Annotated in this window: 19 protein-coding genes and 1 pseudogene; 8 read left to right on the forward strand and 12 right to left on the reverse strand. The window is 72.0% G+C overall.

Going from position 1 to position 20,756, the window contains the following annotated elements:
- Nucleotides 1–184: 184 nt before the first annotated feature.
- Nucleotides 185–367, reverse strand: coding sequence for a hypothetical protein (locus ACFXOM_RS32410; RefSeq protein WP_384928875.1), 183 nt, complete (start codon nt 365–367; stop codon nt 185–187).
- A 546-nt stretch (nt 368–913) separates the two neighbouring features.
- Between ACFXOM_RS32410 and ACFXOM_RS32415 the strand changes: the two genes are divergently transcribed.
- Together ACFXOM_RS32415 and ACFXOM_RS32420 are read left to right on the forward strand one after the other, a co-directional pair.
- Entirely contained in the window at nt 914–2,014 is a 1,101-nt protein-coding gene (locus ACFXOM_RS32415) for a glutamate--cysteine ligase (RefSeq protein ID WP_384928873.1), read from the forward strand.
- 281 nt (nt 2,015–2,295) lie between these two features.
- Nucleotides 2,296–3,600, forward strand: coding sequence for a PP2C family protein-serine/threonine phosphatase (locus tag ACFXOM_RS32420; protein WP_384928870.1), 1,305 nt, complete (start codon nt 2,296–2,298; stop codon nt 3,598–3,600).
- Nucleotides 3,601–3,741: 141 nt separating this feature from the next.
- On the opposite strand, the gene ACFXOM_RS32425 is transcribed toward ACFXOM_RS32420, so the two are convergent.
- The gene (locus ACFXOM_RS32425) at nt 3,742–4,152 is read right to left on the reverse strand and encodes an STAS domain-containing protein (RefSeq protein WP_384928867.1); all 411 of its coding nucleotides are present in this window, start codon (nt 4,150–4,152) and stop codon (nt 3,742–3,744) included.
- 266 nt (nt 4,153–4,418) lie between these two features.
- Here ACFXOM_RS32425 and ACFXOM_RS32430 point away from each other — a divergent pair, with 266 nt between their 5' ends.
- Nucleotides 4,419–5,591 (forward strand): PP2C family protein-serine/threonine phosphatase, encoded by a 1,173-nt coding sequence (locus ACFXOM_RS32430; protein ID WP_384949076.1) that lies wholly within the window; start codon nt 4,419–4,421, stop codon nt 5,589–5,591.
- Nucleotides 5,592–5,676: 85 nt separating this feature from the next.
- Here ACFXOM_RS32430 and ACFXOM_RS32435 read toward each other — a convergent pair whose 3' ends face one another.
- The 3 genes from ACFXOM_RS32435 to ACFXOM_RS32445 form a co-directional block, all read right to left on the reverse strand.
- A complete protein-coding gene (locus ACFXOM_RS32435) occupies nt 5,677–6,183 on the reverse strand; it encodes a MarR family winged helix-turn-helix transcriptional regulator (protein ID WP_384949061.1) in 507 nt (168 codons plus the stop codon).
- 329 nt (nt 6,184–6,512) lie between these two features.
- Nucleotides 6,513–9,053 (reverse strand): ATP-dependent Clp protease ATP-binding subunit, encoded by a 2,541-nt coding sequence (locus tag ACFXOM_RS32440; RefSeq protein WP_384928860.1) that lies wholly within the window; start codon nt 9,051–9,053, stop codon nt 6,513–6,515.
- 250 nt (nt 9,054–9,303) lie between these two features.
- Nucleotides 9,304–10,326, reverse strand: coding sequence for a GlxA family transcriptional regulator (locus tag ACFXOM_RS32445; RefSeq protein ID WP_384949064.1), 1,023 nt, complete (start codon nt 10,324–10,326; stop codon nt 9,304–9,306).
- A 52-nt stretch (nt 10,327–10,378) separates the two neighbouring features.
- Between ACFXOM_RS32445 and ACFXOM_RS32450 the strand changes: the two genes are divergently transcribed.
- Nucleotides 10,379–10,774 carry a cupin domain-containing protein gene (locus ACFXOM_RS32450; RefSeq protein ID WP_384928854.1) on the forward strand — a complete coding sequence of 132 codons (396 nt, stop codon included), beginning with the start codon at nt 10,379–10,381 and terminating at the stop codon, nt 10,772–10,774.
- 446 nt (nt 10,775–11,220) lie between these two features.
- Here the strand turns inward: ACFXOM_RS32450 and ACFXOM_RS32455 are convergent, their stop codons facing one another.
- A complete protein-coding gene (locus ACFXOM_RS32455; protein WP_384928852.1) occupies nt 11,221–11,724 on the reverse strand; it encodes a MarR family transcriptional regulator in 504 nt (167 codons plus the stop codon).
- 104 nt (nt 11,725–11,828) lie between these two features.
- On the opposite strand from ACFXOM_RS32455, the gene ACFXOM_RS32460 reads away from it, so the two are divergent.
- A complete protein-coding gene (locus ACFXOM_RS32460) occupies nt 11,829–12,521 on the forward strand; it encodes a hypothetical protein (protein WP_384949067.1) in 693 nt (230 codons plus the stop codon).
- A 385-nt stretch (nt 12,522–12,906) separates the two neighbouring features.
- A complete protein-coding gene (locus tag ACFXOM_RS32465) occupies nt 12,907–13,221 on the forward strand; it encodes a DUF5133 domain-containing protein (protein ID WP_384928848.1) in 315 nt (104 codons plus the stop codon).
- Between the two features lie 257 nt (nt 13,222–13,478).
- Here ACFXOM_RS32465 and ACFXOM_RS32470 read toward each other — a convergent pair whose 3' ends face one another.
- From ACFXOM_RS32470 to ACFXOM_RS32490, 5 genes and pseudogenes are all read right to left on the reverse strand, one after another.
- The gene (locus ACFXOM_RS32470) at nt 13,479–13,793 is read right to left on the reverse strand and encodes an STAS domain-containing protein (RefSeq protein WP_384928846.1); all 315 of its coding nucleotides are present in this window, start codon (nt 13,791–13,793) and stop codon (nt 13,479–13,481) included.
- A pseudogene (locus ACFXOM_RS32475) lies at nt 13,790–14,874 on the reverse strand (B12-binding domain-containing protein). The gene ACFXOM_RS32470 and the pseudogene ACFXOM_RS32475 overlap by 4 nt, the downstream one beginning before the upstream one ends.
- On the reverse strand, nt 14,871–16,505 hold the full coding sequence (locus ACFXOM_RS32480) for a PP2C family protein-serine/threonine phosphatase (protein ID WP_385040866.1): 1,635 nt from the start codon (nt 16,503–16,505) through the stop codon (nt 14,871–14,873). Before ACFXOM_RS32480 ends, ACFXOM_RS32475 begins: the two are co-directional and overlap by 4 nt.
- Nucleotides 16,506–16,710: 205 nt before the next feature.
- Nucleotides 16,711–17,133 (reverse strand): ATP-binding protein, encoded by a 423-nt coding sequence (locus ACFXOM_RS32485; RefSeq protein ID WP_384928839.1) that lies wholly within the window; start codon nt 17,131–17,133, stop codon nt 16,711–16,713.
- Between the two features lie 90 nt (nt 17,134–17,223).
- Nucleotides 17,224–17,586 carry an STAS domain-containing protein gene (locus ACFXOM_RS32490; RefSeq protein ID WP_384928836.1) on the reverse strand — a complete coding sequence of 121 codons (363 nt, stop codon included), beginning with the start codon at nt 17,584–17,586 and terminating at the stop codon, nt 17,224–17,226.
- Nucleotides 17,587–18,065: 479 nt separating this feature from the next.
- Here ACFXOM_RS32490 and ACFXOM_RS32495 point away from each other — a divergent pair, with 479 nt between their 5' ends.
- Both ACFXOM_RS32495 and ACFXOM_RS32500 read left to right on the forward strand, forming a co-directional pair.
- Complete coding sequence (locus ACFXOM_RS32495) at nt 18,066–18,503, forward strand: ATP-binding protein (RefSeq protein WP_384928833.1); 438 nt, start codon at nt 18,066–18,068, stop codon at nt 18,501–18,503.
- A 162-nt stretch (nt 18,504–18,665) separates the two neighbouring features.
- Nucleotides 18,666–19,583 (forward strand): alpha/beta hydrolase, encoded by a 918-nt coding sequence (locus ACFXOM_RS32500; protein WP_384928830.1) that lies wholly within the window; start codon nt 18,666–18,668, stop codon nt 19,581–19,583.
- A 58-nt stretch (nt 19,584–19,641) separates the two neighbouring features.
- On the opposite strand, the gene ACFXOM_RS32505 is transcribed toward ACFXOM_RS32500, so the two are convergent.
- Nucleotides 19,642–20,589: a hypothetical protein gene (locus ACFXOM_RS32505; RefSeq protein ID WP_384928827.1), complete on the reverse strand. Its 948-nt coding sequence runs from the start codon at nt 20,587–20,589 to the stop codon at nt 19,642–19,644.
- Between the last annotated feature and the right edge of the window lie 167 nt (nt 20,590–20,756).

Genomic DNA, 20,756 nt, shown 5'->3' on the forward strand with positions numbered 1-20,756 from the left:
CTGCATGGGCGGCGCGTGCATCCCGCATTCTCGACCCCTTCACGTCCACGTCCCGTAGGGGGAGCGGACGGTGGAGGAGGACCGGACGCGCCGGAGAGCCACCCGACGGGGTGGTCGTCCACCGGTCGGCCGCCCGGGACCCCGGGCGGCCGACCGAGCGGTCCAGCGGCGTCTCGGCACGCCCTCAGCGGGGTCGCTGGGCGGCGCCGACTTCCTCACGGCCCGGCAGTTCCGCCCCGAGCGAGGTCCTCGGCGTCCCTTGCGGGCGGCGGCTCTCGGTCACATCCAGGTCGGCGTCCCTGATCTCCCTCCTGAGGTCTTCCGCAGCCTCGGGGAAGGGCTTGCCGTGCTGCCTGGCACGCTTCATGTCGATCTCCTCTGCCGTATCTGAGGGGTCTGTCCGCGCGACTACCCGGACCCGCCGGTCTCACCCACCCCCAGTCCGACGTTTCGGGCGGTTCGGCGCGCGACCGCGGTGTGCGCGGCCCCTGCGGGAGCGCACCGCACCGGGCGGTCCTCCGGGACCCGCAGCGGAGTGGACGTCACGGGTCTGTTGGCGCCCCTGCGGCCCGATGTCCTTCCGATGCGGTGGTCCCGACGTGTCCTCCACCCTGCGTCGCGATGTCCGTTACGGCAAACGGGGGACGACGCCCGGTGCCCCGGGGACGTGCGGCTACGGCCCGATCCGTCCGCTCGGCCCCGTGTGCCCGTGGCCCGCCCCGGCACCGTGAGGGCGTGCGCGTCCTGATCCGCGGTGGGCGAGCCCGGCCTCACCACCCCGGTTCCCCTGCTCTCCGCGCCGGTCCGCCCCCGTCCGGGGCTGGCGCACCGAAGCGGGTAGGCATACGGGCGAGGGAATCGACTGCCCGAGGCCAGCTGCGGCAGGGAGGCGGTCGAGGGAAAGGCGGTCGCCGTGCGAAGCGTGGGCGTCGAGGAAGAGCTCCTGCTCATGGATGCAGGCACGGGAGAGCCCAGGGCCCTGTCGGCGGCCGTGCTCGCCGTGGCCTCCCAGCAGGCCGGCGGGGACGGCGCGGGCTTTGAGGCGGAGCTGCAGCGGGAGCAGCTGGAGTTCGCCACGCGGCCGCAGACGTCCATGGCGGACCTGGCGGACGAGATCGACCGGTGGCGGGCGGAAGCGGCACGGCACGCTCAGGAACTGGGCGTGTCCGTCGCCGCCTTGGCCACCTCGCCGCTGCCGGTCAGCCCGTCCGTGGGTTTCGGCGAGCGCTACCGCTGGATGGGCGAACACTTCGGGCTGACGGTGCAGGAAGCCCTCACCTGCGGCTGCCACGTCCACGTATCGGTGGACTCGGACGACGAGGGCGTAGCGGTACTGGACCGGGTCCGGCCCTGGCTCGCCGTGCTCCTGGCGCTGAGTGCGAACTCCCCCTTCTGGCAGGGACGGGACACGGAATACGCCAGTTACCGCAGTCAGGTCTGGAGCCGCTGGCCGTCGGCCGGACCGGTGGAGCCCTTCGGATCGCCGGACCGATACCACGCACGGGTACGGGAGATGATCGACACCGGTGTGCTGCGCGACGAAGGGATGATCTACTTCGACGCGCGGCTGTCGCACCGCTACCCCACGGTCGAGATCAGGGTCGCCGACGTGTGCCTGGAGCCCACCACGACGGTGCTGCTGGCGACCCTGGCGCGCGGCCTGGTCGAGACGGCCTCCAGGCAGTGGCGTGCCGGAGGGCCGCCCTCCCGGCACAGCGTGGCCCTGTTGCGCCTGGCCTCTTGGCGCGCGGGACGCTACGGGCTGCAGGGGGACCTGCTGCACCCCCTGAGCCTGCGACCCGCACCCGCGGGCACCGTGGTGCGCGCGCTCCTCGACCACGTTCGGGACGCTCTGGACGACGCGGGGGACACCCGGCCGGCCGAGCGGGCGCTGGACCGGCTGCTCGCGTCCGGCAACGGGGCACTGGTGCAGCGGGACCTGCTGCAGCGAACGGGGAGCCTGCGGCGCGTGGTCGACGAATGCCTGCAGCGGAGCGGTGGTACCCGCCGGTAGCGACATCGTCGGCGTACGCCTCGGTGCGCCCTCCCGGGGCAAGGGGAGGACCGGCCGCGCGGCCCCAGCGGGGGACGTGGCGGTCGCGAGCCCCCGCAGTCCGTGCCGTCCTGGCTCGCCCCGTTCCGGCCGCCGCCCTACGCTGAGCCTGAAGGTCGCGCTGCCGCAGAGGCGAGCGAGGTTGCCGTCCGGCGTGGACGGGGCGGCAGGCCCGGCGATCCGGGCCAGGACGGCACGGACCGCGAGGGCGGCGGTACCGCCGTGCAGGACGGATGGGTGCGATGACCGGTCCGGAAGGTGTGGCGCGGATGCTCGGGAGCCTCCTTGAGGCCGGGCACCTGGCGGACGTGGAGCAACTGCCCGGGCTGATCGCCGATTGCGGGGCCATGGCCGGGCTCATGGACGCGCGCGTGTACGTCGCCGACCTGCGCCAGCAGCTGCTGAGGGAACTGACGGGCCGCGGACCCGACGCGGGGCTGGGCGGCGAGGAGTACGCCGTCGACGGAACCCTGCCCGGTGCCGCCTTCCGGGAGTCCCGTGTCCTTGCGTCCTCGCACGCCGCCGACGACTGCGGGCGCCGTCGGTACTGGGTGCCGGTCCTGGAGGGGATCCAACGGCTGGGCGTGCTGCGCGCCGACGTCGCACCGGGCGCCGCGGAAGCAGGCGTGGGGGGTACCGCAGCGGATACCGCTGCGCTGCGCCACCTCGCGTCGCTCACCGGTCTGCTGTTGGCCGGCAAACGCCCCTCCAGCGACGCGTACGCCCGGCTGGTGCGCACCGAGGCGATGCGCGTGGCGGCGGAGATGCAGTGGAAGCTCATGCCTCCACTCGCGTCCGCGAACGACCGGGTCGTCCTCGCCGCAGCCATGGAACCGGCGTACGAGGTCGCGGGGGACGCCTTCGACTACGCGTTCGCCGACGGCGTCGTGCACCTGGCCGTCTTCGACGCGATGGGACACGACAGTGCCGCCGGACTGACGGCCAACCTCGCGGTGGCGACCGGCCGTTCGCAGCGCCGGGACGGCGCGGAACTGCTCACCATCGCCCGGGAGATCGAGGACACCCTGCTGAGGCATTTCGCCCACACCCGCTACACCACGGGCATCCTGGCCGACTTCGACACCCGGACCGGCCGGCTCTCCTGGATCAACTGCGGGCACCCGGCACCGGTGCTCATCCGCGGCGGTCGGTGGACTGCCGCGCTCGACTGCCCGCCTTCGCATCCCCTGGGCACGGAGCTGAACCTCCCCCTCACCATCTGCCACGAGCATCTGGAGCCCGGGGACCGCCTGTTGCTGTACACGGACGGCATCACCGAAGCCCGTGACGCGCGGGGGCACCAGTTCGGCCTCGCCCACTTCGTCGACTTCGTGGTCCGCCACCAGGCGGACGGCCTGCCCGTCGTCGAGACGCTACGGCGTCTGGTACGGGCCGTGCTCGCGCACCACGGGGACACCCTGTCCGACGACGCCACGGTCGTGCTCATGGAGTGGCACGGCGGTCCGCACGACACGGCAGGGAAGCCGGGGAGCGCCGCAGCACAGGGCCTCACGAGGGCCGCACCGCCCCTACCGGGCCCGACGTAGACGGGACGGGGCACCGTCTCCGTACCCGCCGGTGCCTTCGGGACCTCCCTCGACCGCCTCGGTTCGACGCGCACGCGTATCGACGGGAAGGGACGCCGCCCGGCCTGCGCGTGTCGGGGCTGCCCCATCCGGCGAGGCGGGTCAGCGGGCCGGTGAGTCCGCGGTGACCGAGCGAGACCGCCGGGACTCCGCAAGCTTCACGGCGGTGAGCGCCGCTTCCACATCGGTGTGGAGGGGCGTCGCCAGGCTCAGACCCGTAAGGTCGAACAGCTTGCGCACGGTGGGTGTCGGAGCCGCTACGTGCAGGTCGCCCTGGGCCGCCCGTGCTTCCCGGGTGATCCTGATCAGGACGTTCAGTCCGGAGGAGTCCATGAAGTCCAGGGCGGACAGTTCCAGGACGAGATGGCGGCGTCCGTGGAGGAACTGGTTCGCCAGGTGGTGGTGGAGGAACGTCGCCGTGTCGACGTCCAATTCGCCGCGGACCGTCACGATCGCCGTGCCGGGATCGTGGACCTCGACCTCGACGTCCAGGTTCTCTCCTTGGGGGGACATGATCCTCCGCTTTCGCATGGTCGGTTCCAGGGGCGTGCGCCGACGTCGGGTGCCCCGCGTGTGGCACGTCTGCCCCGTATGCCGCCGGGTACGCCACCCATTTCCAGGGAGCACCCCGGCATACCATTGCCGAGTGACAAATGTTGCACTGAATTCGTAGAATGCAGTGCTCGTGACCGGCGCCCGTGCCTCCCGGTGCCGGTGGGGGCGCGCACGGTCCCGCCCTGCCGGGCCGTGGGGGTCCGGCGCGAAAAGAACTGTGGATGATGAACACGTTCGCCCCCGTTGAGCAGGTCCTGCGCAGCGCCGCCCGGCACGCGCTCCTGGATGTGGTGACCACCGCCCTCGCCGCGCGGTACGGCGCCCGCGCGGTGGAGCTGCGGCTCGCGGACCACTTGATGCGCTCGCTGCAGGCCGTGGAGGGCGTGCCGGGCGCGACGGTTCCCGTCCCCTTGTACGGGAGCCCGCAGGGACGCGCCTTCGGCTCGCAGGAGCCGTACGCGACCGAAGCCGGTGACGCGGACGTCGAGGTGCACCTTCCGGTCACCATCCGGGGGGACCGCCTCGGCGTGCTCACCGTGCTGATGGGAAGCGGCTCCTACACCGAGGAGGCGCGGGCGGAGCTGCTGCACCTCTGCGAGGCGCTGGGCCACGAGGTCCTCGTGGCGGAGCGCGACACGGACCTGTACGTCCTCGCCCGGCGCGCTGCGCGGCTGACGCTGGCCGCCGAACTGCAGTGGCAGTTGCTCCCGGGGTGCTCCTGCACCCGCAGCGAGTTCTCGCTCGGGGCGCACCTGGAGCCCGCCTACGCGATCTTCGGGGACAACTACGACTGGTCCGCCTGCGCGGACCACCTGACGCTCACCGTCACCAACGGCATGGGCGAGGGCATAGAGGCGGCGCTGCTCACCAACCTCGCAGTCAATGCCCTGCGCAACGCGCGCCGCGCCGGCCTCGGCCTGGTCGGTCAGGCGAGCCTGGCCGACCAGGCCGTCTACGCCCAGTACCAGGGCCGCGCCCACGTGTCCGTCCTGCTGCTCCGCTTCGATCTGCACACGGGCGAGGTGGAGGCCTTGGACGCCGGTTCGCCGCGGCTGTTGCGGTTGCGCGGCCGCGCCGTGGACACCGTCTCCTTCGACGCCCAACAGCCCCTGGGAAGGTTCGAGGGCACGGTCTACGAGACCGAGCGGTTCAGCGTGCGCTCCGGCGACCGGCTGCTCTTCGGGAGCGACGGCGTCTACGACGTCCCGTCCCCGGCCGGCGAACGCTACGGCGACCGGGCCCTGGCACGCTCCCTCGTTGCCAACAGCCTCCTGCCGCCCTCGCAGGTACCGGATGCGGTCCTCCGCGAACTCGCCGGTCACCACGGGGACGAACCCCTCGACGACGACGCGCTGGTGGTCTGCCTCGACTGGTACGGGCGTTCCGGTAGGGGGTGACGGCGCGCGGCCGGTTCCGCACGGTCGACGGCGTCGTGCGGGGATTCCCGTACGTCGTGCGGGACCGGGGCCTGATCGCCGGCGCTCAGGCGGAACGGGTCGGAGCGTCCCCCCGAGGCTGATCCGCTCCCGTCGTCGCTACGGCGCGGCGGAATCCGTCGAGGCCCTCCAGGAGGGCGATGCGGGAAGCCGGAGCCATCGCTTCGATGGCTGCCATCAGCACGCCCTCGCGCCGTGCCCGCAGCTCGGCGAGGCACCGCCTGCCCCGATCGGTCAACCGCAGCTCCAGTTCCCGCCGGCTCACGGAACTGCGCGTGCGTTCGACGAAGCCCAGGGATTCGAGTCGGTGGCACAGCCTGCTGACCGATGACGGAGCCGAGCCGAGCACATCGCCGAGGGCACGGAGGTTGATTCCCTCCTTGCGCTCCAGGCTGCGGAGCGCGCGGAGTTGCGACGTCGAGAGCGACGTCGACAACAGGGATGCCGCGCCCCGGCTGCGTTCCCACAAATCTTCGAGCAGTTCGACGACGCGGCGCGCCGCCCGGGTCTCGTCGGTGGTCCCTTCCGGAGGAGGAGCGGGATGCGTACTCATGCCAGGGCGCACCGCATCAGACGTACGGCCGGGGGACGCAGGCGGGGGCGCCGCGCCGGATGATTCGCGTCCGCCGACGGACCCGTGCGCTTGGCCGGCACACGCGGTACGGAGACGGCGCGCACGGCACGGGGAGGGGCGGATCCGTGCGACGGGCTCATCCTGCGTGCGCCTACCCGCCCGAGGGCGGGCGGCTGTGCCGACGGGGAGCCGATCCGGTGACGTCGAGGTGAAGACGGAGACTGCCGTACGGCAGGCCGGCCGTCACCCCGGCGGACATCCGCGCGAACGGTTCGGCTCTCCTCCGTCAGGCCGCTTCCGCGGTTCCGTCACGCCGCTTGCGCGGTGCCCTGGCCGGTGTCCGGTCTGTGGTCCGGCACGGCTTTCGGGGCGGCGTCCGATCCGGCGTCGGGCTCGGCGTCCTCACGGACCGCCAGCGCCAACTCACCGTTGTCGACGTCGGCGACGACGGTGTCGCCGGGACTGAGCGTGCCGTCCAGCAGCATGTTCGACAGCCGGTTGTCGAGCTCCGTCTGGATGGTGCGGCGCAGCGGCCGGGCTCCGAACTCCGGCTGGTAGCCGCGGTTGGCCAGCCACTCCTTCGCCGTCTCGGTGATCTCCAGCGTGATCCGCTGGGCGTGCAGCCTGCGCCGGCTGCGCTCCAGCAGCAGGTCGACGATCCGGACCAGGTCCGCCCGGGTCAGGGCGTGGAAGACGATGACCTCGTCGACCCGGTTGAGGAATTCGGGGCGGAAGTGCGCCTGGAGGTCGGCCATCAGATCGTCCCTGATGTCATCGACCTCGCCCCGGTGGTCCAGGATGCGGCGGGAGGCGATGTTGCTGGTCATGATGACGACGCAGTGGCGGAAGTCGACCGTTCGCCCTTGGGCGTCGGTCAACCGTCCGTCGTCCAGCACCTGGAGCAGCAGGTTGAACACATCAGGGTGGGCCTTCTCGACCTCGTCGAACAGCACGACGCTGTAGGGCTTGCGGCGCACCGCTTCGGTGAGCTGTCCGGCTTCCTCGTAGCCGACGTACCCGGGCGGGGAGCCGACGAGGCGGGAGACGGTGTGCTTCTCCTGGAACTCGCTCATGTCGAAGCGGATCATCCGGTCGGCGTCCCCGAAGAGCAGTTCCGCGAGCGCCTTGGCCAGCTCGGTCTTGCCGACGCCGGTGGGCCCGAGGAAGAGGAAGCTGCCGGTGGGCCGGTCGGGATCCCCCATTCCCGCACGGCCGCGTCGCACGGCCTGCGAGACCGCCGTGACAGCCTCCTCCTGGCCGACCACCCGTTCGTGCAGGGCGTCCTCGAGCCTGGTGAGTCGTTCGCGTTCGGTCTCGGTCAGCTGGGAGACGGGGATTCCGGTGCGGGCGGACAGCACCTCGGCGATGTCCTCGGCGGTGACGGTGCCGGCCTGGTCCCGTGCCTCGCCGGCCTCGGCGAGCTCCTTCTCCGCCTGCCGGACCTGTTCCTTGATCCGGGCGGCCCGTTCGTAGTCCTCGGTGCTGACCGCCTCGTCCTTCTCGCGGCGCAGCTTGGTGAGGCGGTCCTCGATGTCCGCGGTCCCGGCAGGACCGTCGAGGCTGCGCAGCCCGACCCGAGCCCCGGCCTGGTCCATCAGGTCGATGGCCTTGTCGGGCAGGAAGCGGTCGGTGATGTAGCGGTCGGAGAGGGCCGCCGCCGCGTCCAGCGCCTCGTCCGTGAAGCGGACCTGGTGGTGCGCCTCGTAGGCGTCGCGGAGCCCGAGCAGGATCTCGACGGTCTCCTCGACGGAGGGCTCGGGCACCATGACGGGCTGGAAGCGGCGTTCGAGGGCGGCGTCCTTCTCGATGTACCTGCGGTACTCGTCGATGGTGGTGGCACCGACGACGCTCAGGTCGCCGCGGGCGAGTGCGGGCTTGAGGATGTTCCCGGCGTCCATGGCGCCCTCGCCGCCCGCCCCGGCACCGACGACGGTGTGCAACTCGTCGATGAACAGGATGATGCTCTTGCCGGCGGCGGTGACTTCGTCGATCACCTTCTTCAGCCGCTCCTCGAACTCGCCGCGGTACTTGGATCCGGCGACCAGCCCCGCGAGATCGAGGGTCACCACGCGGCGGTCCCGGAGCGACCGGGGCACTTCCTCGGCGACGATCCGCTGGGCCAGCCCTTCGACGATCGCGGTCTTGCCGACGCCGGGGTCCCCGATCAGCACGGGATTGTTCTTCGTCCGCCGGGACAGCACCTCCACGGTCTGCTCGATCTCCTCCGCCCGTCCGACGACGGGGTCGAGCCGGCCGCCCCGGGCTTCCGCGGTGAGGTCGCGCCCGTACTCGTCGAGGGTCGGGGTGTCGGTCGTGCTGCCCGCCCCTCTCCGCGCCCCGGTGGCACCCCCGCCGCCCAGCGCGGCCGGCTGCGCCCCTTCCGACCGCAGGGTCCGTGCGGCGCCCGAACGGGGGTCGTCGACCAGGGCGGCCAGGATGTGCTCCGGGCCGATGTAGGAGGCGCCGGCCGCCTGGGAGTGCGCGTGGGCGGCGAGCAGCGCACGTTTGGCCGCCGGGGTCAGCGCGGGCTCCGTGCCACCGTGGCCGGTGGGGAGTGATTCCCGTAGTTCCTCGGCCAGGCGGTCCGGGTCGGCGCCGGCCTGCTCCAGCACCTGCCTGGCGGCCGGGACCTGCGTCGCGGCCCACAGCAGGTGCACGGTGTCGAGATCGCATCCGTCCTCGGCGGCGCGGTTGCCGGCCGCGGCCAGTAGTTCGTGCGAGGAGTCGCTGAGCAGGCGGCCGACGGGCACCCGCTGGACGGCGGGCGGGGAGGCTGCCGGGCTCATGCCGAAGAAGCGGTCGAAGAGGTCGGAGAACGGGTCGCCGGACCCGAAGGGCGAAGTCGTCACGTGGACCGTCCCGTCCGGCGGGCGGCACGACGGCCGCGTGCAGCCTGCCGTAGTCGAAGTGCCCCGTAGAGGCTGTTCCGGACATGGCCATTGTTCGACGGGTCGGCGTCGTGTGCGACCGCAGGAGCACGGCGGTCGGCTGCGCGCCGGGATGATAGCGCCGGTCGGCCCGGGTGTCGTGCCGTTCTTGCCCCGGGACGCCGGCGGGGTGCTGCTCAGGAAGCGGCGACGCCGCGCACCCGAGGGCCCTTCATCCGGGTGCGGGACGGAACGGCACCGGCTCACCCGGGACCGGTCCGAACCTGCGCCGGTACTCGGAAGGCGAGAGCCCCGTCTCGCGCCGCATCAGCGCCCGCAGACGGGCCGCGGTCCCCAGCCCGCTGCACCGGGCGACGACCTCGACGCGCGTTTCGCCGCGCTCGATCAGCCGGCACGCCAGGGCGAGCCGTTCGCCGGTGAGCCAGGCCAGTGGGGTCGTGCCCAACTGTCCACGGAAGCGGCGGTGCAACGTCGCCGGGCTGACCGCGGCCCGCGCCGCGAGGTCGGCCACCGTGAGCCGGGTGTCCAGCCGCTCCTGGGCCCAGGCCAGCACGGGCGCGAGCGACTCGTCAGGGATGCGGGGCAGGGGGCGTTCGATGAACTGCCGCTGGCCGCCGTCCCTGTGCGCCGCGAAGACCAGCCGTCGGCTCACCGCGTTGGCGATCTCCGCCCCGTGGTCCCGACGGACGATGTGCAGCCCGAGGTCGAGTGCGGCCGCGCTGCCCGCGGCGGTGAGGACGTCCCCGTCGTCCACGAACAGTACGTCCTCCTCGAACCGGACGGAGGGGAACCGGGACCGGAAGGCGTCCGCCCACTGCCAGTGCGCGGTGGCCCGGCGTCCGTCGAGTACACCGGCCTCGGCGAGGGTGAAGGCACCGCTGCAGAAGCCCACCAGGCGCGCCCCTCGTGCGTGTGCCCGCCGGACGGCGTCGAGCACGGCCGTGCGGCGGGGGACGGCGATGTCCGGCCTGTTGGGCACGATCAGGGTGTCGGCCGAGTCCGCGGCGTCCAGCGCCGCGACACCACTGAGCGTGAAGAAGCCGTCCCGCATCGGGGTTCGCGGCTCGGGCGAGCAGAGCCGGAAAGCGTAGAGGTCCCGGCCGATCTCGGGTCTGCGCAGGCCGAAGACCTCCGTGGCGCAACCGAGTTCGAAGGGGTTCGAGTTCTCGTCCACGATCACCACCACGCGGTGCGGGTCCACCGTGGCGACGGGTTGCGAGGATCCGTGCGACATATGCAATTACTAGCACTCCCGTGGACGGGGCTCCATCGGCGAGGGTTCCTGCATGAGCAGTGAACCCATCATCCTGAGCGAGGCCCTGGCCTCCTTCGACGCGGTGTGGAGCCCCCGCATCGTCACCGGCGTCAACGACTACGACGTCCGCATCGCCAAGACCGAGGGCGAGCACCTCTGGCATGTGCACGACGACACCGACGAGTTCTTCCTGGTGCTCGACGGGGAGTTGTTCATCTCCCTGCGCGAGCCGGCGGGGGAGCGCACGGTCCGGCTGCCGCGGGGTGCGGTCTTCACCGTGCCGCGCGGTACGGAGCACAAGCCGTCCGCGCCCACGGGTGCGGCGATCCTCATGTTCGAGCCCACCGGGACCCTCACGGTGGGCGACCGTCACGACGAGGTCCCGCACCACGTCGACGCGACGACCGGACGCGCACTCGACGCATGACAGGCCCGGCGCCCGGTGCCGGGTACTTCGGCTCCGGCGCGGCAGCCGCGGGATCCTTCCGCGCGCCGGAGCCGCTGGGCCCCGGGCCACCGGGGCCGATCCGGGCGGCCGGAGCACTGGCACGGCGGCGAGGGTGCCCCGTCGTGCGCCCTCCACGCGTGCGGCGACGTCGGTGGGCGGGAGGTCCGCCGGGCGCGGTGGCCAGGCTCCGCACCGTGCGGTGGCAGTGGAAAGGACGCCGAGGGAGGGGCAGGGGGAAGCAAGCGTCGGCCTTCCCCCACCGGCGATGATTGCCTTGTGGCAACTGTATCCTTAGGGAAACAGGTGTGGCCGTCGTCGGGTCGCGCGGGACGTCGTACGGCCGATAGCCGATCGAGGGGGGACAGGTGGGACTTGGGGGACACGGATACGTCACACCGTGGATCAGGTCGCACGCCGTCCCGGGGTCAGGCCGAACGGGCGTCCCCGGCCGGGCGGCGCCTGACCGGAGCGTGCCCCGCCTCGGCCAGTGCTTCCTGGAAGCCCGTGAGTCCCGTCAGGAGCGCCTTCCGCACGGCGGGCTTCATCGTGGTGATCGCCTCCAGCAGCGCCGCTTCGCGCCGCTCCCGCAGCTCCTTCAGGTAGGCCCGTCCGCGGCTGGTGAGATGGAGTTCGAGCTCGCGCCGGCTGACCGGGCTGGGTACCCGCCGAACATAGCCCAGTGCTTCCATGCGGTCGCAGAGACGGCTCACCGACGGGGGAGCCGATCCCAGCAACTCGCCGAGCGTCCGGAGGTTGATCCCCTCCTCGCGGTCGAGGCTGTAGAGCACGCGCAGCTGGGACGCGGACACGGGCGTGGGCGCCATGTCCCGGCCGCGTTCCCACAACACCTCCAGGAGCTCGATGAGCTCGCGCGCCGCCTGGGCGCTCTCGTGTTGGCCGGCTCGAGAGGCGGAGCGGTTCACGTCCATAGCTACTGACACCCCGCATCGGTCGCCCCGTGGCGTCGGAACTGCGCCGCCAACTTCACTTCCACATCTCTCCAGAAAGTGGTACCGGTCCGGTGGAACGACGCGTGACGGTCGAACGCGCTCTGCGTGCCGCGCCTGCCCACGGGCTCCTCGACTCCCTCCGCGTCAACCTCGCGCGGCACTTCGGCGCGACTGGCGTCGCCCTCCTGCTGGCCGACTACGGACACGTGACACTCCGTCCCTTCGATCGCTCCGCAGCAGTCGACGGGTCGGTGCCCCGGGAGTCGAGCCCGGCAGACGAGGTCTTTGCCGCACAACAACCATATCTTTCCACCGGCCCCGACCCCATGAGGACCGCGTACCTGCCGGTCACCGTACGCGGCGACCGCTGCGGCGTGCTCGTCGTCACCCTGCCGGCGGGGGCCGCCTCGCCGGACAATGTCCGGGACCTCGCGGCCATCTCGGAAATGCTCGGACACGCGCTGCGCGTAGCGGACCGGGACACCGACGTCTACCGGCAGGCGCGGCGGGCACGCGCCCTGACCCCGCCGGCGGAAATGCAGTGGGAACTGCTCCCCGGACGCATCTGCCGCCGGGCAGCTCCGTCCGGGCGTCCGCCCGCATCCCCGAGCGACGCGCTGGTGGGCCGTGCGGTCGAAGCCGCGGGCGGTCTGACCTGTGCGAGCGCACCAGGCGCCGTCTACCGGGAGATCGTGACCAGCGGAGCGGGGATGTCGGGCGGCGGGGCCGTGTTGTGCCTGGACTGGCGGGGCAGGCCCGGAGCCCCCGTCGGGTGAGGTCAAACGGGGCGGCACCGGAGCGTTCTCCAGCCGTCGTCTCCGGCGCAGGACCGGCGCGGTGGAGTGCTGGGCCCCTCCGGGCGCTCGGCCCAGGAGCGGGGCGGCCACAGGGCTGCCGAGGGCGGCGGCCGGTGTCCTCCGGCAGCACGGAGGGGCCTCGCGGGCATCGCCCAGGAGGTGGTCTCCCTGTGGGCCTTCGGAGGCGGCGGAGCGTGCGCGGCACGGAACGGCACGTCGTCCGCCGGTGCACGCGTGCGATGCCCCCGTGTGTGCGTGGAACGTATGTATGAACCCTTCATGAAGGTGTGTCAGGACCTGGGCATGGTTCCGTGGGAGGGGGCACATGGTGAGTACATCGAGAGAAGGAGTGGACCCTGTGGTGATGCCGGACCCCAAGGTGCTGCGGAGACTTCTGGCGCGATACGCCGATCTGCGCATTGTCGGACGCAACGACGAGGCGTCCCGTCGTGCACTCGACGACGTGTCGTACACGCTGTGCGTGATGACGGCGACGGGCACGATCGAGGACGCGATCGAGGCGGCCGACGACCTGCTCGAGGGTGAGGTCGGGGCACGGGCGGGGGGCCACGTGTCGCGGGACGCGGCGTCCACGCCCGTTCCCGGTGTGTCGACCCCGTCCGTGCCCGCCGCGGCCGCCCCGCCGGTGGACGACGGCGGGGTCACGCTCGTCGCCTGATGCCCCACGCGGCCGCCGCAACACCCGTGCGCCAGCGCACGCTGCGCGGTGCAGGCGGAACGCTGCCGCATCCCGTCGCGCCGCACACCGGCCCGCCCGCGGGCAGGGCGTCGGAGCCGCCGACGGTGCTGGGCGGCGGCGAGGCACCGGCATCCAGCGACCGCGACCGCCTCCCTATCCGGGGGCCGGCGCGCCCCGTCCCGCCGTCCTGGCCCGCTCGGACGGCGGATCCGTGTCGTCGAGGCGGTTCGGACCGGTCAGGTGGTCCAGCGTTCCCGTGAGGTCGAGGAAGCGGTCGAGGTGGGCGGGCGCTGGTCGAGGAACACGGCGACGCCGGCGGTCCGGGTCAGACGACGCACCATCAGCAGCGCGGCCAGCCCCATGGAGTCGAGCGTCCCGAGACGCCCGAAGTCGATGCGTACTGCTGTCGGTCGCGGCTCGCCGAGCAGGAGGACCTCGACCAGGCCGACCAGTTCGTCGCTGGTGTCGTGATCGAGGTCGCCGGCGACCCGGACGGCGACTGTGCCGTCGACGACCTCGCTGCTGAGTTGGAAGGAAGAGGAGGGGATCATGCGAGCGTGTCCTGGCCGGGAGGTGTCAGTGCCTTGCGGGCGCCGTTGAGGTGTGCGCGGGCCCGGGGGAAGTCGTTCATCTGCTCGCCCAGCGAATCCAGTGCCGGGAACAGCGACGCGACCGGGACGCCACGGGAGGCGAGGACGTCCGCCGTCCACCGGACGAAGTCCGTGAACAGCTCGCCGTCCGCCACGTACAGCGCCGCGGCGAGGTGGTCCACGATGTGGGCGACGTCTTCGACGGTGTGCTCACGCTGCCGCGCACTGTAGGCGCGCATTGCGGGAAGGCGTTCCTCCAGATCGGACAGCGTCTGCTTGACCAACAGCGGCTTGGTCCGGCTGATCAGCGTGAACTCCTGGTCGGCGAGGTGCGGCAGGTCCTCGACGGGAAGGTGGAGCCCCCCGGCCGGGGCCGCTCGACCCCCCGGCCCACCAACGCCGCCGCTTCCTTCGCGTCGGGCGCCCAGCCTTCTGCTCCGAGGAGCCGGGCGTAACGGCCGTCCGGTCCGAAGGCGGCCCCTCCCGCCAGGACCGGAATCCCTATGGCCTGGCAGGCGCTGATCGCGGCGTGGGCCGTCGGCAGGTGCGTGGGGATGGAGACCGAAAGCAACAGTGCTGCGGGGTCGGTCCGGTGCAGATGCGCGACGAGATGGGGCGTGGGGACCTGTGCGCCGAGGAAGTCCACCGTCCAGCCGCGTAGCGCGAGTACCTCCGCGACCAGGCGCGCCGGGAGGGCGTGCCACTCGCCCGTGACACACGCGACGGTGACCCGACCCCGCTGGGCGTGGCCGCGCACGGTCGCCTCGCGGGCCACTGCCGCGATCACCCGGTCGTTGATCGCTGTGGCGGCGTGTTCCTGGGCCACGCTGATCCGGTTCGCGGCCCACTCCGCTCCGACGCGTCCCTGCACCGGGGCGATGACGTCGAGCAGGACCGTCTCGGCGCCCAAGCCGCCCTCCAGTCCGGCGAAGGCGGTGTCGACCGCGGTGTGTTCGTCACCGTCGAGAACAGCCGTCCACAGGAGCGAACGGAGCGCTTCGGCGGACTGCTTGGAGCCGCGCCGGTCGGTGCCGGTGGTCACGTGGTGAACCTGCCCCGTGTCCGTCCGTCCACCGCGCTCAGACGGGTGGTGCGGGGTGCGGTGACGGCGAGCAGTGCCATGTCGTCGTGACGCCCGGTGCCGACCCAGTCGGACGCGAGCATCTGGACGCGCTCCACTACGGCCTGCGCGGGCATGCCCGCACACCCGGCGAGTGCACGGCGCAGCCGTGCCTCGCCGAACAGGTGGTCCCCGAGGGGCCCGCCTCTCGCCTCGGTGATGCCGTCGCTGAACAACAAGCACGTTTCTCCCGGGCGGAGTTCGACCGTCGCCGTCTGCGTGTTGACCTCGGGGAGCACTCCCACGAGCGAGCCGCGCGTCGCCGCCGCCGCCACCGTGCCGTCGGCGCGGACGACGAGCGGGGCAGGGTGCCCCGCACTGGTCAGGCGCAGCCGGACGGCGGTCTCCTCACGCCGTACGGACGCGAGGACGAGGGTCGCGAAGCGCGTGTGGTGGGACGTCAGCAACGCGTCGTTGAGCAACTGCAGGACGTGTGCGTGGTCCTGTGCGAGCGGTAGCAGCGCCTGGAGCGTATTGCGGATCTTGCCCGTGAGGACCGCGGCTTCCAGACCTTTGCCGCAGACGTCTCCGAGTACCGCGAGCGTCTCCTGGTCGTCGCTGCCGCCGGGGTGCACGTCGTAGAAGTCGCCACCGACGCGGTCGGTCTGGACGGAGGCGCGGTAGCCACCGGCGTACTCGACGCCGTGCACCCGCCGGAGGGTCGGTGGAAGGAGTTCGCGCATCAGCGTCGCGGTGATGTCCGCCTGCTCCGCGTACATCCGGGCCGCGGACAGCGCCGCTCCGGCACGCGCTGCGAAGAGCCGGGCAAAGAGCTCCTCGCTCTCGCTGAATGCCGCCGCCCTGCCGTCCCGCAGAAGCACGATCGCGCCGGCGGGCACGCCGTGCCCCGGGAGCGGTGCGACGGACACGGACCCCACCGGGCCGGTGAAACCGTCCGGAATCGCCCACGGGGGCACTTCGCACGGGTCGATCCAGCGGGACGGCACCGGTGGGAATCCCTGGAGTGCTTCGCTGAGCCCGGGCATCACGGCCGGATCGATGTCGAGGCGCACATGGGTGACCGGCCCGCCCCGGTGGCAGTACGTGACGGGATGTCGTCGCGCCCCGGCGGGCGCGATGATCACGGCGGCGTCGGCGAGGTGCGTCGACGCCGTCCGCGCGGTGACCTCCATGCAGCGGTCCAGGTTCAGGGAGGACAGCAGCGCGCTCGACGCGTCGGCCAGCAGGGCCGTCCGCTCGCGCTCCTCACGCAGCGTCTGCTCCGCCTGCCGGCGCTCCGTGTCGTCGAACAGCCACCAGACCACTTCGTCGTCGGCGCGCGTCGCGTGCGCCAGGAAGTCGCGATCGCCGAGTCGCCCGCGCACCGACGTCAGGCCCCCGACCGTGACGCCGACGCCACCCGACAGGTGGACATGAGCGTCGATCAGCCAGGTGGGAGCCGTGTCCTGTAGGCAGTCACCGGGGCCCGCGCCGGGGAACAGCGTTGCCGCGGCCTGGTTCAGCGCGATGATCCCGCCCGCGGTGTCGGCCACCAGGGCGGGACACGGGGCCTGGTTCCACAGGGTGGTGCTCCCTGTGTTCAGCGGGTTCACAGGCGAACCTGGGAAGTAAGCATGGCACGGGATCCGCGGCTGCGGACCCCACCACCTTTCCTTATGGTCAAAGTGTTTACAGGCGACAACCTTCTCGCATGCGATGCGCGCGGTGCAACCGGTCTGCGGATTCGTTCACGCTTTCCACGCAGGGCCTCCGACTGTGCGCAGGCCCTGGCCATCGGTCCGAAGCGGACGGCCCCGGTCATATCAGGGGTACGAGGACCTCGATGGTCTTGCCCCCGGGCGCGGGGTGGATGGCGACGTCGCTGCTGAGCCGCTGGACGAGCCGCCACCCGTAGCCGCCGGACCTCATGGCGGCAGCGTCGTTCGCCGAGGGGACGGTGGCGGGTCGGACACGGGTGCGGTCGGTGACCGCGAGGCGCAGGCCGTGGTCCGACACGTGGGCCGAGAACCGCACGAGTCCGCCGCCGTGGCGGATCGCGTTGGTCACCAGTTCGGACGTCACCAAGAGCGCGTTGGCGAGGACGACGTCCTCGCTCGTCCCTGCGGCCTCGGAGCAGAATTCCTCGTGCAGCAGCCGGCGTACCGCGGCACGCGCCTCGGCCGCGGTGACCGGGCGTGAGGCCACCCCGTCCGTGGCCAGTGCCGTCTCGTCTGTGGTCATGTCCCGGCTCTCCCCGTCCGACCTCCCGAAGCCTTCCTCGATACCGTCTGCCCCTCGCGCGCCACGGCACACGGTGAGCAGAGTCTCCGATCATCCGCCCGACGACCCGGCCAGGTCTCGCGCGGCCTCTGTCGAGGGGGCCATGGTGAAGAACGACGTGGTGCCGGTGACGTCGAAGAGCCGCTCGACGATCACACCGAAGGGTCCGGAGACGACCAACTGGCGCCCGGCCGCCCGGTGGGCGCGCTGGGCTTCCAGCAGGATGTGCAACATGGTCGAATCGGCGAACCGCACGGCCGACAGATCGACGACGGTACCCCCGGTCGAACCGGTGTCCGTGCACGAGAGGCTGTCCTTCAGCGGCTCCGCGCCGTCGACGTCGACGTCTCCTTCGACGCGGATCACCCGAACCCCGTCGACCAAGTGCTGCGAGACCTTCGGTTCCTCATGCATCCGCTCATCCTCCCAGCTGACGGACCCGGCTCTGACACCAGGTCACCGAACGGTGACCTTCCGCCGCGTGCCGTGGCCGTGCGGCCGTGCGGGCGGGCCGGGCTCGTCCGGAGGGTCGTGCACCACGCGAGGCGCTCCCCTACGGCTCGTTGCCGCGGGAGGCCGCCGTAAACGCCGCGCCTGCCGCACGGGGACCCCGACCGGTCCCGTCCGCCGCGCGGCGGTGCCCAGCCGGTCGGGCTTTGCCGGTGGACCGGGGTCCGGCCCGTCGGAACCGACCGTAGGCTCCGCGGCCGTCGGCGAACGAGTGCGACCACGGTGACGATGTCGCGCTCCTCTCCACCTGGAATGGAACCGGGCGGGGTGACACGCGCGGCCGTCTTCGGACGCGGCGAAAGGAAAGAGGCCTGCCGACGCCGATCGGGGGTACACGCGTCTGTGACTCCCGAGGTGCGACAGGTGAACGGGGCGATCAGTACATGGGATCGATGATGATGGGCGACGGCTCGGCAGCGGCGACGACGCGGGCGGCGGCGTCCTGGGCGGCCGCCGTCTACGACGGCGGCCCGGGGTGTATCGCTGAGGCCCGACGCTTCGCGACCGGCTTCCTGGTGGACGAGCACGGGCTCGATCCCGCGTCGGACACCGTGGGCGCGGTCCAGCTGATCGTGTCGGAGCTGGTGACCAACGCCTGCAAGTTCACCTCAGGCCCGTGTGCGCTGGATCTGGAGCGGATCGCGTCCGGAGTGGAGGTCACCGTGTGGGACAGCGGTACGGCCCTTCCCGTGGTCCGGGCGGCCGACCCGCGGCGGGTGGGCCAGCACGGGCTCGAGATCGTTCTCGCCCTCTGCGACGGCTTCGCCATCGAGCGGGAACCGGTCGGCAAGCGCATCACGGTACGGGTGGCCACCTCCTGACCTCCGCGACGGCCGTCCAGCGGCCGCCGACCTCCTCTCCCCGGTGCCCCGCGGGATGCGTCGACGGACTGACACCACCCCGGCGACGTCAGCCCACACCTCCTCGGTAGCGTGGAGTTGAGACCCGAGCGACGAGGATGACGAGGATGTGGGGGAGGGCTCGTGCGATTCGCGCTGGACGCACTGCTCGCCGACGTGCCCGCCGAGCAGGTCGATGAGGCCCGTGACTTCTACCGTTCGAGAGCGGCGGGCCGTGGCCCCCGCACGCTGGAGGAGCTCAGGGAAGCCCGAGCGAACAGGTCTGCTCCCCAGGCCGCCGATCCCCCCGCCATCGAGGAGACGATCGAAGCCGCGGGGGCGCGCGTCCCTGTCAGGATCTTCACTCCTGTCGATGGTCCGCCGCGGGGCGTCTACCTGGACATACATGGCGGCGGCTTCTATATGGACTCCGCGGCGCGAGGAGACAGACGCAACCGCGAGCTCGCGGACGCCCTGCACCTCGCCGTTGTCAGCGTCGACTACCGGCTGGCCCCCGAGCACCCCTGGCCGGCGGCACCCGACGACTGTGAGACGGCGGCGCTCTGGCTCGTCGAAGAAGCCGATGCCCGCTTCGGAACGTCCCGCCTTGCGATCGGCGGGAGCTCCGCGGGAGCCACGCTCGCCCTGGCCACCCTGCTGCGGCTGAGAGACAGAGGTGCTGTTGGCCGATTCGTCGGCGCTGCGCTCCAATTCGGGACCTACGACGTGAGCACGCGAACCCCGGCCGGTCGTCGCATCGCGGACGAGTACTTCATCGAGGCGTACGTCGGCCACGTGGAAGACCGCACCGTTCCCGACGTCTCTCCCGTCTACGGTGTTCTTCGCGGGCTTCCCCCGACGCTGCTGGTCGTCGGAAGCCTCGACGTGCTGCTGGAAGACAATCTGGCGTTGGCAGGTCGCCTGTCGGCGGCCGGCAACGACGTCGAGCTCCGGGTTTACCCCGAGTCACCCCACGGTTTCACGGGCCACCCCACGGCCATGGCCAGGACGGCGCTCAGCGGCGTCCACTCCTGGCTGCGCGACCTGATGACGCAGTCGTAGGGACTGAACGGCGGTCTCGAAGGGGCCGCCCGGCGGGCCGCGCCCGCCGTCCTCGGCCCTATGCGCGCAAAGGGCCGCCGGTGCGGGATCCCGCCGTCCGTGGTGTCACCGTCCGTTCGGCCTCAGTCGAGAGAACGGCCTGAAAGGTCCCCGCCGCGGTGAACGCGTCGGTGATCGGTGCGATGAGCGAGGCGAAGCGGCGGGCACCCGCGTTGCCGATCGGCGCCCACAACGCGGCGCAGTGCTCGTCCGTTTCGAGCTCGATCCGCTCGCGGGCCGCGCTGCCCGCGTCGGTGGCCCTGGCGTCGGAGTCGAGCCAGCCGCGCGCGGCGAGACGTGCCGTCGCCGCCGTCCACTCCTCGTCGTCCCACTGGCGGGTCGCCCGGGCGAGGGCGGTCGGGAGGCCACCCGTCGCGGTGTGCAGAACGAGGCAATCGCACGGCCCGATTCCGTTGTCGGCGAGTACGACGAGATGCGCGTCGCCGCGCCACTCGCGCGCCACCGTGAGCTGTTGCCACAGCGCGACGAGCGGATCGGACGGAAGCGCAACCGACGCGTTCGCGGCGGCCAGCACCTTGCCGGCGTAGTCGGCACCGGCGACGACCGTGTCGATCAGCGATCGCGCCTCGGAGATGCGATCGTCCGTGAGACGCACGCCGACGCGCCGCATCGCCTGCTCGGCGGCCAGGAAGCGGGCGGCCTGCCACTGCTCCGGTGGAGCGGTGTCCCACACGCCCGCCATGGCCCGCACCGCCCGCGGGCTGAAGTTGTAGAAGGCCGCGAGCGTGACCTGCCACGGAACCGTTCCCATTGCGGCCGACCGGAAGGCCAGGTAGGCCGGTCCGCGATCGGTCACGCCGAGCCTGGCCGCCTCCTGGGCGATCTCGGGGGTGAGGTAGATGAACAGGTGGGCCGCGCTGACGGCGCGGCTGACTTCGCGGACGGTGCTCGGGTCCATCGAGCCGTCGCCTGGGCGGGCGGAGGCGGAAAGGTCGTCGAGGTGCATCGCGGTTGCTTCTCCCGGAAGTTGGTCGGCGCCGTCGGGCGGCGGTTTCGGCGGTGGTGCGGCCGTTCATCGGGTCGCAGCGTCGGCGGAACGACGTAGTCGACGCCCCTCGGTACCCGTTTAATCGACATTAACATTAATAATCGATTATTGAAGAGATCGTCTAG

The organism is Streptomyces sp. NPDC059169 (assembly GCF_042755225.1).
Classification (GTDB): Bacteria; Actinomycetota; Actinomycetes; order Streptomycetales; family Streptomycetaceae; genus Streptomyces.